Origin of the sequence: Bradyrhizobium sp. CCBAU 11386, assembly GCF_028128955.1 — a bacterium.
Classification (GTDB): Bacteria; Pseudomonadota; Alphaproteobacteria; order Rhizobiales; family Xanthobacteraceae; genus Bradyrhizobium.
The window spans coordinates 182,067-199,075 of the sequence record NZ_LBKA01000260.1; the positions used below are offsets into that span (position 1 = coordinate 182,067).

The 17,009-nt window shown below is 65.1% G+C and carries 17 protein-coding genes; 2 read left to right on the top strand and 15 right to left on the bottom strand.

Features of this window, described 5'->3' with window-relative positions; genetic code table 11:
- Positions 1 to 2: 2 nt before the first annotated feature.
- From XI09_RS42790 to XI09_RS42805, 4 genes are all read right to left on the bottom strand, one after another.
- Complete coding sequence (locus XI09_RS42790) at positions 3 to 983, bottom strand: beta-ketoacyl-ACP synthase III (RefSeq protein ID WP_271572317.1); 981 nt, start codon at positions 981 to 983, stop codon at positions 3 to 5.
- On the bottom strand, positions 980 to 2,041 hold the full coding sequence (gene plsX, locus XI09_RS42795) for a phosphate acyltransferase PlsX (RefSeq protein ID WP_271572318.1): 1,062 nt from the start codon (positions 2,039 to 2,041) through the stop codon (positions 980 to 982). Before plsX ends, XI09_RS42790 begins: the two co-directional genes overlap by 4 nt.
- A gap of 297 nt (positions 2,042 to 2,338) precedes the next feature.
- Positions 2,339 to 2,908: a YceD family protein gene (locus tag XI09_RS42800; RefSeq protein WP_271572319.1), complete on the bottom strand. Its 570-nt coding sequence runs from the start codon at positions 2,906 to 2,908 to the stop codon at positions 2,339 to 2,341.
- The gene (locus tag XI09_RS42805) at positions 2,905 to 3,468 is read right to left on the bottom strand and encodes a ubiquinol-cytochrome C chaperone family protein (protein ID WP_271572320.1); all 564 of its coding nucleotides are present in this window, start codon (positions 3,466 to 3,468) and stop codon (positions 2,905 to 2,907) included. Before XI09_RS42805 ends, XI09_RS42800 begins: the two co-directional genes overlap by 4 nt.
- 98 nt (positions 3,469 to 3,566) lie before the next feature.
- Between XI09_RS42805 and XI09_RS42810 the strand changes: the two genes are divergently transcribed.
- Together XI09_RS42810 and XI09_RS42815 are read left to right on the top strand one after the other, a co-directional pair.
- On the top strand, positions 3,567 to 4,052 hold the full coding sequence (locus XI09_RS42810; protein WP_271572321.1) for an outer membrane protein assembly factor BamE: 486 nt from the start codon (positions 3,567 to 3,569) through the stop codon (positions 4,050 to 4,052).
- Between the two features lie 117 nt (positions 4,053 to 4,169).
- On the top strand, positions 4,170 to 5,171 hold the full coding sequence (locus XI09_RS42815) for a Bug family tripartite tricarboxylate transporter substrate binding protein (protein WP_271572322.1): 1,002 nt from the start codon (positions 4,170 to 4,172) through the stop codon (positions 5,169 to 5,171).
- A gap of 85 nt (positions 5,172 to 5,256) precedes the next feature.
- Here XI09_RS42815 and XI09_RS42820 read toward each other — a convergent pair whose 3' ends face one another.
- From XI09_RS42820 to nrdR, 11 genes are all read right to left on the bottom strand, one after another.
- On the bottom strand, positions 5,257 to 5,529 hold the full coding sequence (locus XI09_RS42820; RefSeq protein ID WP_271572323.1) for an acyl carrier protein: 273 nt from the start codon (positions 5,527 to 5,529) through the stop codon (positions 5,257 to 5,259).
- A complete protein-coding gene (locus tag XI09_RS42825; protein ID WP_271572324.1) occupies positions 5,526 to 7,004 on the bottom strand; it encodes a hypothetical protein in 1,479 nt (492 codons plus the stop codon). The genes XI09_RS42820 and XI09_RS42825 overlap by 4 nt, the downstream gene beginning before the upstream one ends.
- A 35-nt stretch (positions 7,005 to 7,039) precedes the next feature.
- Positions 7,040 to 8,590 (bottom strand): amino acid adenylation domain-containing protein, encoded by a 1,551-nt coding sequence (locus XI09_RS42830; RefSeq protein ID WP_271572325.1) that lies wholly within the window; start codon positions 8,588 to 8,590, stop codon positions 7,040 to 7,042.
- Positions 8,587 to 9,801: a class I SAM-dependent methyltransferase gene (locus tag XI09_RS42835; protein WP_271572326.1), complete on the bottom strand. Its 1,215-nt coding sequence runs from the start codon at positions 9,799 to 9,801 to the stop codon at positions 8,587 to 8,589. The genes XI09_RS42830 and XI09_RS42835 overlap by 4 nt, the downstream gene beginning before the upstream one ends.
- Positions 9,802 to 10,130: 329 nt before the next feature.
- The gene (locus XI09_RS42840; protein ID WP_271572327.1) at positions 10,131 to 12,251 is read right to left on the bottom strand and encodes a sodium-translocating pyrophosphatase; all 2,121 of its coding nucleotides are present in this window, start codon (positions 12,249 to 12,251) and stop codon (positions 10,131 to 10,133) included.
- A gap of 277 nt (positions 12,252 to 12,528) precedes the next feature.
- Positions 12,529 to 13,527, bottom strand: coding sequence for a thiamine-phosphate kinase (gene thiL, locus XI09_RS42845; protein ID WP_271572328.1), 999 nt, complete (start codon positions 13,525 to 13,527; stop codon positions 12,529 to 12,531).
- Between the two features lie 138 nt (positions 13,528 to 13,665).
- Positions 13,666 to 14,163, bottom strand: coding sequence for a transcription antitermination factor NusB (gene nusB / locus XI09_RS42850; protein WP_271572329.1), 498 nt, complete (start codon positions 14,161 to 14,163; stop codon positions 13,666 to 13,668).
- Between the two features lie 3 nt (positions 14,164 to 14,166).
- The gene (ribH, locus tag XI09_RS42855) at positions 14,167 to 14,658 is read right to left on the bottom strand and encodes a 6,7-dimethyl-8-ribityllumazine synthase (RefSeq protein ID WP_271572330.1); all 492 of its coding nucleotides are present in this window, start codon (positions 14,656 to 14,658) and stop codon (positions 14,167 to 14,169) included.
- Between the two features lie 112 nt (positions 14,659 to 14,770).
- Entirely contained in the window at positions 14,771 to 15,379 is a 609-nt protein-coding gene (locus tag XI09_RS42860; RefSeq protein ID WP_271572331.1) for a riboflavin synthase, read from the bottom strand.
- Position 15,380: 1 nt separating this feature from the next.
- The gene (gene ribD / locus XI09_RS42865) at positions 15,381 to 16,529 is read right to left on the bottom strand and encodes a bifunctional diaminohydroxyphosphoribosylaminopyrimidine deaminase/5-amino-6-(5-phosphoribosylamino)uracil reductase RibD (protein ID WP_271572332.1); all 1,149 of its coding nucleotides are present in this window, start codon (positions 16,527 to 16,529) and stop codon (positions 15,381 to 15,383) included.
- A complete protein-coding gene (gene nrdR, locus XI09_RS42870; RefSeq protein ID WP_011087793.1) occupies positions 16,526 to 17,008 on the bottom strand; it encodes a transcriptional regulator NrdR in 483 nt (160 codons plus the stop codon). Before nrdR ends, ribD begins: the two co-directional genes overlap by 4 nt.
- Between the last annotated feature and the right edge of the window lies 1 nt (position 17,009).

The following is a 17,009-nucleotide window of genomic DNA, read 5'->3' on the forward strand; positions in this document are numbered from 1 at the left end:
CTCTACCAGCGCACCAGCGCCGAGCCCCAGGTGAAGCCGCCGCCCATTGCCTCGAGCAGAATCAGGTCGCCGCGCTTGATACGGCCGTCCTTGCGCGCCACCGCCAGCGCCAGCGGAATCGAGGCCGCCGACGTGTTGCCGTGACGGTCCACCGTCAGCACCACCTTCTCCGGCGCGATATGCAGCTTGTGCGCGGAAGCGTCGATGATTCGCTTGTTGGCCTGGTGCGGCACGAACCAGTCGATGCTGTCGGCATTGAGCCCGGTCGCCTCGAAGGCATCGACGATCACGTCGGTGATCATGCCGACCGCGTGCTTGAAGACCTCGCGGCCCTCCATGCGGAGATGGCCGACGGTCTGGGTCGAGGACGGTCCGCCGTCGACGAACAGTTTTGCCTTGTGGCGGCCGTCGGAGCGCAAGTGCGTGGTGACGACGCCGCGGTCGGTCGCGGCATGGCCCGGCTGCTCCAGCGCCTCCAGCACGACCGCGCCGGCGCCGTCGCCGAACAGCACGCAGGTGCCGCGGTCGTTCCAGTCGAGGATGCGCGAGAAGGTCTCGGCGCCGATCACCAGCGCGCGCTTGAAGGCGCCGGTGCGCAGGAAATTGTCGGCGGTGGCGAGCGCGAACACGAAGCCCGAGCATACCGCCTGCAGGTCGAAGGCCGCGCCATGGTTGATGCCGAGCCCGTGCTGCACGGCGACAGCGGTCGCGGGGAAGGTGTTATCAGGCGTCGAGGTCGCCAGCACGATCAGATCGATCGACTGCGCGTCCACGCCGGCATCGGTGAGCGCGGCCTGCGCGGCCTTGATCGCCAGGTGCGAGGTGAACTCGCCCTCGGCCGCAATGTGCCGCTCGCGAATGCCGGTACGCTGGACGATCCACTCGTCGGACGTGTCGATACGCGCCGCCAATTGGGCGTTGGTCACCACCTGCTCCGGCAGGTAGGAGCCGCAGCCGAGCACGACCGAACGAATTTGAGTCACGAAACAGCCTCCTGCGCGGTCTGCACGGAATTGAGTGCACCACCCTCGCGGTTGAGCATCTGATTGATCTTGTTCAGGAGATCGTAGTGAGCCATCTCATAGCCAACATCGATCGCATAGGCAAAGCCTTCGGCGCTGGTTCCGCCGTGGCTTTTAACCACCAGTCCGTTGAGCCCCAGGAACACGCCGCCATTGGACTTGTTGGGGTCCATCTTGTCCCGCAGGGCCTGGAAAGCGCTGCGCGCAAACAGATAGCCGAGCTTGGACAGCCAGCTCCGTTGCATCTCGTTACGGAGTAATTCCGCCATCTGCCGCGCGGTTCCCTCGGCAGCCTTGAGCGCGATATTGCCGCTGAACCCTTCGGCGACGATGACGTCGGCCAGCCCCTTGCCGATGCCGTCGCCCTCGACGAAGCCGATATAGTCGAGCTCCGGCAGGTTCCTCGCCCGCAGGATCTCACTGGCTTCGCGGATCTCCTCGTGCCCCTTGATCTCCTCGGCCCCGATGTTGAGCAGGCCGACCGTGGGGCGCGGCTTGTTGAACAAGACGCTTGCCATTGCCGCCCCCATGACGGCCAGCGACACCAGATGGTGCGCATCGCCGCCGATGGTGGCGCCGAGGTCGAGCACGACGGACTCGCCGCGCTTGGTCGGCCATATCCCCGTGATCGCAGGCCGGTCGATGCCCGGCAGCGTGCGCAGGTGGAAGCGCGACATCGCCATCAGCGCGCCGGTATTGCCGGCGGAGACCGCGACATCCGCCTCGCCCTTCTTCACCGCATCGATGGCAAGCCACATCGAGGAGGTCCTGCGGCCACGGCGCAGCGCCTGGCTCGGCTTGTCCTCCATGCTGACGGCGACGTCGGTATGAACGATCCTGGAAGCGGCCTTGAGCGCGGGGTGCTTCTCGAGCTCGGGCTCGATCCTGGCGCGGTCGCCGACCAGCAGGAATTCGGTCTCGCGATGCCTCCGAAGCGAGATGGCGGCGCCTGGAATGACCACGGCGGGCCCGACATCGCCTCCCATGGCGTCAAGCGCGATGCGAACCTTGCTTAGCATAAAAGTCCTGGAAACCTGGTCTGGTGCGGTCTTGAACGAGCGGGGGCCGCGAAATGGGTTCGCCACGGACATGGCGACGGCCAGGCGCCACGCCGCGCCCCGGCCGGGGCGCGACAATAGCGTTTTGTTATCCCGAAACAACCTCTTGCACCCAGCCTTTTGCATTCGGGGCGACGCGGCGGCAAACGCGAAAATTCGAAGGAAATATATAGAAATCAGATAGATAAAACAGGCTTTCAAACCACTCAAGCAAAGACCTCGCGCGGCCTGGCAAGCGGTCTTACGGGGAATCGGCAGCTATTGGCCTTTCTTCTTGTCCTGGAGCGCCTTCAGCGCTGCGAAAGGATGGTCCTCCGGGTCGAGGGCAACGACCTCCGCCTCGAACACGGCCCCCGGCTTGCGCGGATAGGGGTCGATCGCCAGGAACAAGGCATCGGTGGCGAGCCGGCCGAGGTCGATGATGCCATTGATGATGGCCTCCGGCGAGTCGATGACCTCGGGCGGCTCCTCGTCGTCCTGCCCCTCCTCGATCAGGTCGGACAGGCGGCGCGCCTCGGCCTCGGGGGCGAATGTCAGGTCCACCTCCTCCTCGATCTCGTTCTCGATCGGATCGAGCGTGACCACGCAGGTCTGGCCGACCCGGGCGCGGACGTGCCCCGTGACCTGGATCCGGCCGCCGCTTTTCGGCACGACGTTGAAGCTGGCGTTGGCGGACAGGATCTCCCGCACGCCCGCGACCTCCGCCATCACCTTCCGTTCGGCGGCCGACGCCTCGATCTCGCGGTGCAGGCCGGTGTCGGGAATCTGCGCAACGATGACGGGGGCCCGCCAGGGATCGGGCTCGGATCCAGTATTCGGTCGGCTCATGGTGTGACATCCTCGGGAAGCGCCGGGGGAAAATTGAAGGACGCGCGCAGCAGCGCGGCCTCGCCGGTCCGGCCGAGATCGGCATCCGTGGCCCGCGCGTAGGCCGCGAGCCGCTTCGCCTGGTCGAGGCCAGCCCCATTCAAGATATTCTTGCAGATCGCCGCCGCCAGCGCCTCACCGCCACCTTGCATTGCCTGGTCATAGGCCTGCACTCGGCCGTAAAAGGCCTCGCCGAAGGCCCGCATCCGCTTCGGCACGGTCTGATCGCCCACCCCCATCTCCCGCAGATTGTCGTCCATGTCCTCGCAGAAACGGTCGAACAGCGCCTGCGACAGCTCCGTGGCGCCTCCGTTGGCGCCTTGGACCGTGCGCAGGCGGCGCAGCAGCAGCCAGAGATGGAGCAGCAACAGGTCGAAACGCCCGTTAACCGTATCCGGTACGCCCAAGTCGCGGTAAAATATGGGTTCTCGCGCCTGCGTCACGATCATGCCATAGATGGCTTCAATGGTGCCCGGCGGGGCGAGCCGGGGTTTCCTGAAGTGATTGAACGGCCAAAGCATTGTGGTTTCCGCAAGCGGGCGCGCGCGTGTTGCATTCAGAGCCTCCGCCCGGTACTTCAGCGCCTCGCGCGACGCAAGGGGACGGAATCAGTTCCGCTATGACGATAACGAACCAGACCAGCCCGCGCGCAGACAAGCGGCGCGGCCTTCATGCACGCTGGCGCGGCCTGCGCATGGCCGCGGCTGCGGCCTTGGTCGGCGTGGCGCTCGCGGGCTGCACCGGCGAGCAGTTCCAGAAGGGCTACATCCTGCCGCCCGGCGCGCTCGAGCAGATTCCGATCGGCGCGAGCCAGGACCAGGTGCTGATCGTGATGGGCACGCCCTCCACGGTCGCCACCCTCGACGGTGAGGTCTTCTACTACATCTCGCAGCGCTCGGAGCGCGTGGTCGCCTTCATGAACCAGAGGGTGGTCGATCAGCGCGTGATCGCGATCTACTTCGACAAGAACCGGCGCGTGCGCCGGCTGGCGAATTACGGCCTCCAGGACGGCAAGATCTTCGACTTCATCAGCCGCACCACGCCGACGTCGGGCCAGGAGATGAGCTACCTCACGCCGCTGTTCAAGCTGCTCAGCTTTAACTGAGCATTCAGCCTGCGGCGTCGTGCCGCCCTTCGCGCGGCCCTAACCGTCGCGTGCGACTTGCCGTTGCGCGCCGGGTTCCATACGCTCCCTGCAAAACAAGAAGCAGGGAGTGGATTCGTGCCTAAAACGTTGTTGTCCCGCCGCCGCGTGCTCACCGGCGCTGCCGGCCTGTCGGCCGCAGCGATCCTGCCGCGATCGAGCCTGGCGGACTGGAAGCCCACCGAGAACGTCCGCCTGGTCGTGCCGGCTGCGGCCGGCGGTTCGACCGACGTCATGGGCCGGCTGCTGGCCGCCCATCTGCAAACCGCCTGGGGCCAGTCGGCCGTCGTCGAAAACCGCTCCGGCGGCGGCGGCACGATCGGCACCGCCGAGGTGGTTCGGGCCAAGCCGGATGGCCACACCATCCTGGTCGGCAACCCCGGGCCGAACGCGATCGCCTACAGCATCTTCAAGAACCTCACCTACAAGCCGGACCAGCTCCAGCCGGTCTCCAACATGATCCGGATCCCGAACATCGTCTCGGCGCATCCGAAGACCGGCATCAAGTCGGTCGCCGAGCTGATCGCCTATCTCAAGGCCAATCCGGACAAGCTCAGCTATGCCTCCTCCGGCGTCGGCCAGAGCCCTCACCTGACCGGCGCCTGGTTCCTCCAGCTCACCGGACTGAAGATGACGCACATCCCGTTCCGCGGCGCCGGGCCTGCGCTCCAGGCCGCGCTCGCCGGCGACATCCAGATCCTGTTCGACAACCTCTATCCGAGCCTGCCGCAGGTCCAGAACGGCACGCTCACCGGCCTCTGCGTGACCACCACCGAGCGCAGCGACCTCGCGCCGAACCTGCCGACCATGCGCGAGAGCGCACCGGAGCTGGCCAATTTCGACGTCTCGTCCTGGTTCGCGGTGTTTTTGCCGAAGGGCGTCCCTGCCCCGGTTCTCGAAGCGCTCAATCTCCAGGTGAAGGCGATGCTGGAGCGCGACGACATCAAGAAGAACATCGCCGCCATGGGCGCCCGCGCCGACTACGGCACACCGCAGCAGTTCGCCGACTTCGTGGACGCCGAGACGAAGAAGTTCGCCGGCATCATCCAGAAGGAAGGTTTGCAGATGGATGTGCAGTAGCTCTGGTGTCCCCGGACGCGGCGCAGCGTGCAACGCTGGGCCGCACATGCGGGGTGCTCGAGTGGCAACATCGTTGCGAGCGGATCTAGGCAGACGCGGTCGCTGGCTGCTCCACCAAACCGGCGATGGCCGAAATCGAGTCCAGGCGCGTCAAGTCGAAACCAATGTCGGAGAAATTGATCCCATAGTCGGTTTCAATGCTCATGATGAGCTCGACTGCGTCGAGTGAATCGAGACGTCCACTGGTAAACAGCAGATCGTCATCACTCAGCGGCGCACCATCGCCCTTCATGAGCAGCCGTTGCACGATGTAGCGTCGCATTTGCGATCTGATTTCAGAGCCGGCTTTCGTGGTCATGGCGTGACTCCCAGGAGGTAAAACAGGAATTCGGCGCGTTGCCAGAGCGAATGCTCGCGGTCCAACGGCGCGTCGAAGACGTGGATGAGACAAAAGAAGGTCGAAACCCACAGGCAAGGCAGCAAGCGGCTGCCCAGCCATCCTCGCGACGCCGGCTGCGGTGCGCGACGCATCTGCGAGAGCCCTACGCTGATTGCCAGGACAAGCGTGTAGAACGCATGCGATTGCTGACCGATCACAGCCCGCCAAAGGCCCATGTCGCCGACGAAATGAATGTCGCGAATGAAGTGAAACAGCAGGTTGCCGACACAAGCCGCAGCGAAGGTGGCGAAGAACATTCGAAGCCGGCGATGGCCGCGGAAACAGCGAACAAAGGTCGGGTAGAAGAAGTGATCGACGAGCAGTTCCTTGTAGTAGAAGTAATAGCGATTCCAGAATTCGGCGAGAGTCGTTGACTCCAGAGGCCGGTAGGTGTTGCGCAGCAGGCGAAAACCGGCAAGCCGCGCCGTTGCTACGATGATGCCGCCAAACACCGTCATGCCAAGCAGGTCTTCCACAAAGAAGCTGACGAGACTCGCCCACCCTACGAAACGCGGCCAGGGATGACCGGCGAGATATTGCAGCAAGTTGTCGTCGAACAGTGGAAGCTGCAAATGATCGTGGACGAGTTCGCCGAAACAAATCTTGACGATAGCCAGCACCAAAGTCCAAGCCGCAAGCTTGACGCCTTTGAGTTGCGTGACCGCGAGTTCCTCGGGTGTCTTGGCCTCGAAGCGCTCGAGATAAGACAGTCCCTTCCCGAACGGCGTCAGCGTCGATCCCCAGAACGGGTGAAAAACGCTCAGACGCTGCCACACCGGAGATCGTATCTTGCCGGCATCGGCCAGACCGTAGGCAAGGAACCATAGGTAGGGTTGGGCTGCCATCAGAAACGACCAGAGCAGAACGCGTGGCATGCCGGCCATCATCGTTGCCTGCGTCGCCACGACAAGCGCCAGGAATACGAGCAACAGGCTGAGCGTCGGGCGGCGGAGCCCAATGCCTCCTGAACCTTGCATGGCCAGCAGGCACGAGAACAGCGCAAACACCACCGCCAACATGGTCGCCTCCAGCAGCGGCTGATGGATCCGGTCCGCGACGCCTTCGTCGATGGCCAACCGCTCGAGAAACGCGCGGTCAATCAGGAAGCCGCTCCGGAAAAGCAGCAGAAAGGTTGCCAGCAGGATCAGGACGCGCCGGTGCTTCCCGGCGTAGGCGCACATCATCGCGAGACCTGCCGCTGAAAAGTCGATACCCACCAGCGAGAGCAGCACGGCGAGCAGAGCGACGGTGCACCAAAGCAGCAAGCGGCCGCGGATTCCTTGGGCGCCGGCCACAAGTCGCGGGTCGCGATCGATCTGAGGGATCAACCGCCACGACGGCCTCACGAGAAGACCCGTGGCCGCGTAGCCGTAGGGCTGGCTATCGACGCTCATCGGAAAACGCGCGCGAGCACGGCGGGCTGTGGCATCTACGAGGCCCTTGCGACAGCTTCACCGAGCAATGACGCCACCGAGCGCCGGTCCGCCTTGCCATTGGCGTTGACGGGAATGTCCTCCAGCCAGATGAATCGGCTCGGCACCATGTAGGCGGGAAGGCGCGCGGCGCAGTGCCGGCGCAAATCGCTGTCCGCCGTTCTTGCACCCGAATAGGCGGCGAGGAGCCGGCTTGCTCCAGAGGCATCGTGAAGCACCACGGCGAGGGCGCGGGTGATGCCCTCGCATGCCACCAGGGCGTGGTCGATCTCCTCCAGCTCGACCCGATATCCCCGAAGCTTGACCTGATTATCCGCGCGGCCGCGAAAACGGAGCACGCCCGTTTCGGCTTCGGCCTCCACGAGGTCACCGGTCCGATAGAGGATCGAGCGATAGCCGTCGATCAGCGGGTCCTGACAAAAGCGGCGGGCCGTCTCCTGGGGATTGTTGATGTAGCCGAGCCCGACGCACGGGCCGCCCAGCCACAACTCGCCGGCAGTGCCCGCGGCGACCGGCTTCATGTCCTCGTCCAGAATCCGGTAGCTGAAATTGGGATTGAGCCGCCCCAGCGGAGCCAGACCGTCGTCAGTGTCGAAAACCGACTCGACGATCTCGAAACCGCTGCAGATGCAGCTCGTCTCGGTCGGGCCGTAGCAATTGATCAGCTTCGCCTTGCCGGCAAACGCGTCGTGGAACCGGCGCAGCCGCGCCAGCGGAAATCCCTCGCCGCCGAACATGAACCGGCTGACGCTCGGCAGCCATTCGGGACTCAACAGATGCATGGAGTCCAGGAACATGAAGAGGGTCGGCACGGCGAAGAAGAACGTGCACCGATGCCTCGTGATCTCCGACACCAGCTCCGCGGGCGGCCTTCCTTTCAGCGCGTCGAGCGCGACAATGGACGCGCCGTTCAGCAATCCGGCATGGATGTCAAAGACCGAATTGTCGAAGTAGATCGGATTGACATTCGTCAGCCGGTCTTGCGGCCCAATGCCAAGGTCGCTCTTTGCCCACGCGATCAGGTGAAGCACACCCTGATGGGGAATGACCACGCCCTTCGGCTCACCTGTCGATCCGGAGGTGAACATGACATAGGCCGGATCGGCCCCGGTGATCAGGGACGTCAGCGGCAGATTGTCGTCGTCGAGTTTCGAAACGGCATGATGCAAGGCCGCTCTGGCCTCTGCATCGCCGATCACCGTCCGCGGGCCGGATCCCTCGCGCACGCTGACGATCAAGGCGGGCCGGCATCGCTCCAGCATCAGCCGGGCACGCTCCGCGGGGGCCGCGGGATCCAGGAATGCATAAGGCGCTCCGATCTTGACGCAGGCCATGGCAAGCGCATAGGCCTCGGCAATCTTCGGCAACTCAAGGCACACCACGGCGCCCTTGCTCACGCCCTGCGACGTCAGCCATCGCGCCAACCGGTTTGCCGACTTGTTGAGCTCTGAAAACGTGCAGCTGTCGCCTTCGCAGATCAGCGCGACGGCATTCGGCGAGAACGCCACGACCTCTTCGAAGCGCAGCCCCAGATTATGGGTGGTCATATCGCTGCCTCGTCCGCTTCATGGCTGCCGGGCTCGTCCGGCGCGGACGACAACGACGGCGCAATCTCGGCAAAATCCCGCTGGTTGAGCGCAATCACGGCCGCAGGCAATTCCAGTCCCGGAAATTGTGTCCGCAACACGTTCCCGAGCTCCATGCCGAGATGCTGCAGGAACGCCGCGGCCATCGGATCGGTCGCCATCGGCCCGCTCTCGCTGGCCCAATGCTTCATCTGCGGCACGAGGCTGTTGTTCTCACGGCAAGCTGGAACAGCCTGATGATCGACACGCATGACCACATCGTACCGATAACGGGTCAGTTCGTAGCTCGATCCGCGCTTGAGCAGGACTTCCGCCCTCGATATCCGCGGGATGGATTCCGCGACACCTTGAAAATAACAGGGGTCGATGACCAGTTCGCGCTCCTGGGCGATCGACAAGAAGATCTTTCGCTCGAGCGAGGCGTCCGTTGCGCCAGGCGAGGCTTTCGCGGATTGGACTTCGCGATGGAAGACTGGCAAGAGCTCGAGGTTACGAACGTCACCGACGAAGATGTGCCCTCCAGGAGCCACCAGGTCGACGGCTTGTTCGAGGACCGAGTGCAGATATTCGATGCCCGGGAAATATTGCACGACCGAGTTGAGCACCACCGCGTCGAATGAGTGCGGCGACAAGCCCCTCAGATCCGTGGCTTCCCGCTCGAGAAATTCGACATGCCGAAGCTCAGGCCTGGACTGCGCGAACGCGCGCAACCGATGAACGGCCACCGGCGAGAGGTCGGTCCCGCAATACGTCTCGCATGAGGGCGCGAGCTTTTCCACGAGCAATCCGACACCGCAGCCGATTTCCAATATCCGCCTTGCACCGAGCGCACGAATTTGCCGGACCGTGTGATCGAGCCAATCGACCATGTCGGGCTCGGGAATGGGCCTGTTGGTGAAGTTGCTGGTCCACCCCACGAACGACGGCGCATAACCATCGGCGTCGTGGCGATAGGCCTGATCGAAAGCCCGACGCCACTGCCCTACCCTCCGATCCGTCTCGGCCTGGAGGCGCTTCGACTTTCCGGCGCTCAGACGATCGGGGTCTATCGCGACGAACGCGATCTTGAACTGGCGCCCGTCGTGGGTTTGCTCGAGGCTGAGGAAAGCCTTCGTCACGTCGGGATGCGCCATCAGTGCGCGCTCAATCTCGTTCATCGGCAGCGCACCCAACGGACCCTCCTCTTGCAATCGGCAAGCAACGAGCATCTGAACATGTCGAAAGGCACCTCGCGCCGCGTGGTGAGAGCGGAGTTCCCACGCGTGCGGCGCAAGCTCGCCGAATACCGCCGGCACCTCTCGCATTCTTAGAGCGCCGCCGGTTAAACAACCTTAAATATGATGCACGCTCAGGATGTGCATCGCAGGCTTGTTCCAGCGCCGGTTCCAGCCCGGGTTCCACGTGCAGATGATGCGTCCGAGGCGCGACGCAATCCGGATTCAAAGCAAAACCCCCGCGGCCTGCGCCGCGGGGGTCTGCTTCTTCTACGCGATGTCGTGTTTCAGTGCGCCAGGATCGCCAGCAGCAGCAAAGCCACGATGTTGGTGATCTTGATCATCGGGTTCACCGCGGGGCCGGCCGTGTCCTTGTAGGGATCGCCGACGGTGTCGCCGGTGACGGCGGACTTGTGGGCATCACTGCCCTTGCCGCCGTAATGGCCGTCCTCGATGTACTTCTTGGCGTTGTCCCAGGCGCCGCCGCCCGAGGTCATGGAGATCGCGACGAACAGGCCCGTCACGATCACGCCGAGCAGCATCGCACCGACCGCCGAGAACGCCGCAGACTTGCCGGCCGCACCGCCTCCGGCGATCACGTAGATCAGGAAGTAGACGACGATCGGCGACAACACCGGCAGCAGCGAGGGGATGATCATCTCCTTGATCGCCGCCTTGGTCAGCAGGTCGACCGCCTTGCCGTAGTCCGGCTTGTCGGTGCCCTGCATGATGCCCGGCTTCTCGCGGAACTGACGCCGCACCTCCTCGACGATCGCGCTCGCCGCACGGCCCACCGCCGTCATGCCCATCGCGCCGAACAGGTACGGCAGCAGACCACCGAACAGGAGGCCCACCACCACATAGGGATTGTTCAGCGAGAAGTCCGGATTGACGCCGGCGAAGTAGGGGTGATGCGCGGAGTCCGCAACGAAGAACTTGAGGTCCTGGTTGTAGGCCGCGAACAGCACGAGCGCGCCGAGACCGGCCGAGCCGATCGCGTAACCCTTGGTGACCGCCTTGGTGGTGTTACCGACCGCGTCGAGCGCGTCGGTCGACTTGCGCACCTCTTTCGGCAGGCCCGCCATCTCGGCGATGCCGCCGGCGTTGTCCGTCACCGGACCGAAGGCGTCGAGTGCGACGATCATGCCGGCCAGCGCCAGCATGGTGGCCGTCGCGATCGCGATGCCGAACAGGCCGGCGAGGCTGTAGGTGACGAGGATGCCGGCGATGATGACGATCGCGGGCAGCGCGGTCGCCTCCATCGAGATCGCAAGGCCCTGGATCACGTTGGTGCCGTGGCCGGTCACCGACGCAGCCGCGATTGACTTCACCGGACGATAGTCGGTGCCGGTGTAGTATTCGGTGATCCAGATGATCAGCGCGGTGACGATCAGGCCGACGACGCCGCATTCAAACAGCGACATGCCGGTATAATCGACACCGTCGAGCTTGCCGAAGCCGATCAGCGTGTAGATCACCACGGCAATGCCGATCAGCGACAGCACGCCGGTTGCGATCAGGCCCTTGTAGAGCGCGCCCATGATCGACTGGCTCGGCCCGAGCTTGACGAAGAAGGTGCCGATGATCGAGGTGATGATGCAGATGCCGCCAATGGCGAGCGGCAGCGTCATCATGCTCATGAGGATCGGCGTCTTGGCGAAGAAGATCGCCGCAAGCACCATGGTGGCGACCGCAGTCACCGCATAGGTCTCGAACAGGTCGGCGGCCATGCCGGCGCAATCGCCCACGTTGTCGCCGACGTTGTCGGCGATGGTCGCGGGGTTACGCGGATCGTCCTCGGGGATGCCGGCCTCGACCTTGCCGACGAGGTCGCCGCCGACGTCCGCACCCTTGGTGAAGATGCCGCCGCCGAGACGGGCGAAGATCGAGATCAGCGAGGCGCCGAAGCCGAGCGCCACCATGGCGTCGACGACGACGCGGCTGTCAGGCGCCAGCTTCAGCGAATAGACCAGGAAGCCGAAATAGAGGGTCACGCCGAGCAGCGCGAGACCCGCCACCAGCATGCCGGTGATCGCGCCCGCCTTGAAGGCGAGCTCGAGGCCGCCGGCGAGCGACGTCGTCGCGGCCTGGGCGGTGCGCACGTTGGCGCGAACCGAGACGTTCATGCCGATGAAGCCGGCCGCCCCCGACAGGATGGCGCCGATGGCAAAGCCGATCGCGACATAAAACCCAAGGAAATAGACAAGCAGCACGAAGATGACGATGCCGACGACACCGATCGTGGTGTACTGGCGCCGCAGATAGGCCTGTGCGCCTTCGCGCACCGCAGCTGCGATCTCCTGCATGCGCGGCGACCCCGCATCCGCGCTCAACACCGAAGACGTCGCCCAAATCGCGTAGACGACGGAAAGCACTCCGCAGAGCACTATCAACCATAATGCTGTCATGTGATTTTTTGCCTCAGATCCTTGATGTACCCCCGGCGCCTTTTATTGTCCGTCGTGCGGTGCGGCGCCTTGATTTCGAACAAGGCCGCCCCTTTCCCGAAGAGGCGGCCTCAGTCGGTCGCGAGCTTGCCAAAATCAACTTGATGGTGCAACGCCGGAAGCGGCCGAAAAAGCCGATCTCGGCAAGTATTTAGGCCAAGTCCTGAGCAAGTGCTGAGCAAGTCCTGAGCTCCAAGTCCTGAGCCCAGAGCCTGGACGCCGCGATTTGGAGCAATTCCTAGAAGTGGCTGTAGGACAGCCGCTTCAAAGCCAGTTCCTGGCCCTGTCCGTCCAGGAAGCGCGGCCGCGCGCCGCCCGCGACGATCGTGCCGATCGCCGTGACCGCAACGCCGACGGCCCGCCCCGCGGCAATCAGCGCATCGCTTTGCGCCGGCGGCACGGTGCACAGCACCTCGTAATCGTCGCCCCCGGCAAGCAGCGTCTCGACGCAAACGGCGTTGCGGGCGATCAGGCCCGCCGCGGCGGCCGACAGCGGCACGTTCGCCACGTCCACGGAGGCCGAGACGCCCGACGCCGCGCAGAGTTTGGTCAGATCGCCGGCGAGCCCGTCGGAGACATCCATCGCGGCCGACGCATGGTCCCTCACCGCCCGCGCCAGCACGTTGCGCGGCTGCGGGATGCGATAGCGCGAGACCAGAGCTTCCCTTGCAGCGGGATCGGACGCGAGCGCCGCAGCCACCACGCCGCCCGTGAGCACGTCGAGGCCGAGCGCGGCATCGCCGATCGTGCCCGTCACCAGGACGAGGTCGCCCGGCCTTGCGCCGGTGCGACCAACCATCTGCCCTTGCGGCACGCGGCCGAAGGCGGTGATCGAGATCATCTGCGGTCCCGGCGTCGACACCGTGTCGCCGCCGAGCAGCGGACACGCGAAGGTTTTCGCATCCTCGCCCAGCGCATCCGCGAACGGCCTCAGCCAGGCATCTTCCTTGCTCCGCAGCGCCAGCGTCAGGACGAAGCCGGCGGGCACAGCGCCCTTGGCCGCGAGATCGGACAGGTTCACCCGCAGCGCCTTGCGCGCGATGGTGTCGGGTGGATCGCCGGCAAGATAATGCACGCCCTCGACCACGGCATCGGTGGTGACGACGATGTCGTCGCCGGAGGAGGACAGGACCGCGGCATCATCGACCAGGCCGAACGCACCTGGATCGGTCGCCAGCGGCTTGAAATAGCGCGCGATCAGGGAGTCTTCGGCGGAGGTTTCCGGTGCGTTCGTCATCGGCACTAGCCCCAAACTCCACTGTCATCGCCCGGCTTGACCGGGCGATCCAGTACGCCGAGACGCCTGATATAGACAACCGCTGCCGCGGCGTACTGGATCACCCGCCTTCGCGGGTGATGACAGCGGAATGTGTAACTACCCCCGCCCGAACTCGTCACCGCGAAACTGACGGCCGATCTGGTCGAGCACCGCGTTCACCATGCCGGTCTCCTCGCGATCGACGAAGGCATTCGCAACGTCGACATATTCGGAGACGACGACACGGCCCGGCACGTCCTTGCGATGCTGGAGCTCATAGGCCCCTGCCCGCAGCACGGCGCGCAGGATCGCCTCGATCCGCTTCAAGGGCCAGCCCTTCGACAGCGCCTCGTCGATCAGGGGGTCGAGCTTCTTCTGGTCACGCACGACGCCGGAGACGACGTCGCGGAAGAACGCGGCTTCGGCCGGCAGGTAGGTGTCGCCCTCGACCTCGTTGCCGAGCCAGTAGCTCTCGAACTCGGCGAAGATGTCGTTGATGCCGGCGCCGGCGATGTCCATCTGGTACAGCGCCTGGACGGCCGCGAGCCGCGCCGCACCGCGTCGGTTCGCCTTCTTCTCCGAAGCGCCTGCCGGCTTCTTGTTGTTGTCAGCCATGGCTCAGGCCCGCGCCAGGCGGCGCTTGATGCGCAGCATCGCCAGCGCCGCGCGCGCGGCATCGCCGCCCTTGTTGAGTTCGCTGGCGCGCGCCCGCGCCCAGGCCTGCGCCTCGGTGTTGACGGTGAGGATGCCGTTGCCGAGCGGCAGCTTGCGCGAAACCGCAAGGTCCATCAGCGCGCGGGAGGATTCCTGCGAGACGATCTCGAAATGGATGGTGTCGCCGCGGATCACGCAGCCGAGCGCGACCACCGCGTCATAGGGATTGCCGTTGGCCGCTGCGGCATCCACCGCAATGGCCACCGCCGCCGGGATCTCCAGCGCACCGGGAACCGTGATGACGTCATGCGTCAGGCCGGCGGCCTTCAACTCGGCCACCGCACCGTCCAATAGCGCGTCCTGGAGATCGTCATAGAACCGCGCCTCGACAATCAGCGCACGTGCGCCGGAAATGTCGGTCTGGTCCTTCAGGGGTGCGCGCCGCGCGTCTGCCATGGTCAACCTATTCTGTCATTGCCGGGCTTGCCCCGGCAATCCGTCGGGCAAGCCCCTCTTAAGAGGATGGATGCGCGGGTCAAGCCCGCGCATGACGAACTTTATCCGCCGGTCACTTCATTTCCGTCAGCCGCGCCGCGTAGCGGGCCATCAGGTCGACCTCGATATTGACCTCGGCCCCCGCCTTCCAGCCGCCGATCGTCGTGACCGCCAGCGTGTGCGGGATGATCAGCACCGAAAAGGTCACGTCCGCAACCGTATTGATCGTCAGCGAGACGCCGTCGAGCGTGATCGATCCCTTGGTGGCGATGAACCGCGCCAGCTCGCGCGTCGTGGAGAGCACGAACCGCGCCATGTCGGGCAGGTCCTCGCGGCTGACGATGGTCGCGATCCCGTCGGCGTGACCTGCGACGATATGGCCGCCGAGTTCGTCGCCGATCTTGAGCGCGCGTTCGAGATTGAGCCTGGTGCCGACCTTCCAGTGCTTTGCCGTCGTCAGCGCCAGCGTCTCGGCGGCCGTATCGACGTCGAACCAGGTCTTGCCGCCCGCGACACCTGAAGCGACGACCGTCAGACAGACGCCATTGCAAGCGATCGAGGCACCATCGGCAATGGTGCTCTGATCATAGCGGCAGGCGATGCGCAGCCGGTGCAACTGGCCCTGCGCCGTTGGCGTGAAGCTGACGATCTCGCCGAGATCGGTGACAATACCGGTGAACATGTTAGGCGCGCTCGTAGATGGTGAGAGTATCCTTGTCGAATGTTTCGCTAGCATGAACCTTGTAGGCCTGCGACTGCGTGATTTTCGACAGGGGCAATGCATCGAGCGCATCGACGCCGCGACTGCCCACCTCTTCCGCGCCGCGGAACAGCCAGATCTCGTCGACGAGATCGGCCGCCACGAACGAAGCCGCAACGCGGCTGCCGCCCTCCACCATCAAGCGCGAGATGCCTTTCCCGGCCAGCGCATGCAGCACGGCCGGCAGATCGAGCCCGGAGGCGTTTCCCGCCGGTACGCGGATGATCTGCGCGCCGGCGGCTCCAAGCCGCGTGGCGGCCGCAGCCTCGACGAGTTCGGAGCCCACCACCCACAGCGGCGTCTCACGCGCGGAGCGCACGAGCTGGCTCGCTGCGGGGATGCGCAGGCTCTGGTCGAGCACCACGCGCACCGGCGAGCGCGCCGCCATGCCCGGCAGGCGGCAGGTGAGAAGCGGATCATCCGCCTGCACCGTTCCGATGCCGACCAGAATGGCATCGCTCTGCGCGCGGAGCAGATGCACGCGATTGCGCACAGCTTCGCCGGTGATCGCAACCGGCTTGCCGCCGGCGGCGCCGATCTTGCCGTCGGGCGAGACCGCAAGCTTCAGGATCACATGCGGGCGCTTGTCGCGGATGCGGCGGAAATGTCCGGCGTGGTCGAAGGCGGCCTCCGCCGCGCACAGACCGACGTCCACCGTGATGCCGGCGGCGCGCAGGCGCGCATGGCCCTGGCCCGCGACTTCAGGATTGGGATCCTCGATCGCCGCCACCACGCGCGTGATGCCGGCCGCAATTACCGCGTCCGCACAAGGCGGCGACTTGCCGAAATGCGAGCAGGGCTCGAGCGTGACGTAGAGCGTGGCCCCGCGCGCCGCCTCACCTGCCCGCCGCAGCGCCTCGGGCTCGCCATGCGGACGTCCGCCGGGTTGCGTCCAGCCGCGGCCGACGATGACGCCATCTTTCACGATGACGGCGCCGACGGCCGGATTGGGCCAGGTCCGCCCCTGCCCGCGCCGGCCGAGCGCCAGCGCAAGCTGCATGAAGCGGCGATCGGCGTCCTTGGATTCGCGGATCTTCTGCGCGAACTGATCCTCCAGGATGCGGAAGATCATTTGCGGATCGCGGCGAGCCGCGCTTCCTCCTCGCCGGAGAGCTCGCCGAGCACGTCGGCGAAATCCTTGGCCTCACGGAAATTGCGGTAGACCGAGGCGAAGCGCACATAGGCGACATCGTCGAGCGTGCGCAGATGCTCCATCACGGTCTCGCCGATCACCTCGGAGGAGATCTCGGCTTCGCCCCCGGTCTCGAGCTCGCGCACGATGGTGGAGACCATCTTCTCCACCCGCTCCGGCTCGACCTGGCGCTTGCGCAGGCTGATCTGCACCGAGCGCATCAGCTTGTCGCGGTCGAACGGCACGCGGCGGCCATTACGCTTGATCACCGTGAGCTCGCGCAGCTGCACGCGCTCGAAGGTGGTGAAGCGGAAATTGCAGGCGACGCACACGCGCCGCCTGCGGATCACGGACGAGTCCTCGGTCGGACGCGAGTCCTTTACCTGCGTATCGAGACTGTTGCAGTTCGGGCAGCGCATC